Annotated in this window: 1 protein-coding gene; it reads right to left on the bottom strand. The window is 37.0% G+C overall.

The genetic code is table 11. The features are described from left to right. Positions 1-46 precede the first annotated feature (46 nt). Positions 47-265, bottom strand: a 219-nt coding sequence (locus ACFINZ_RS11060) for a 23S rRNA (pseudouridine(1915)-N(3))-methyltransferase RlmH (protein WP_375701540.1), incomplete at its 5' end; no start/stop codon positions are given.

The raw sequence follows: 265 nt of genomic DNA on the forward strand, positions 1-265 counted from the left end.
AATATTAATAAATATACAAATAAGTGCTAAAAATTGAACAAAAATATTAAAAACGATGATACGGATGATTGCTAGCAATCGTTACAGCACGATAAAGCTGTTCTGTAAGAAGTATACGCGCAATTTGATGTGGCCACGTCATAAAACCAAAAGACAAAAGAAAATCAGCGCGATTCCTTATCTGCTCATTATGCCCATCAGGCCCCCCCAAAGCAATGATAACATCACGAACACCTTCATCACGATAAAACCCTAACTGTTCAGC

This window comes from Bartonella sp. AA81SXKL, from assembly GCF_042196945.1.
Taxonomy (GTDB): domain Bacteria; phylum Pseudomonadota; class Alphaproteobacteria; order Rhizobiales; family Rhizobiaceae; genus Bartonella.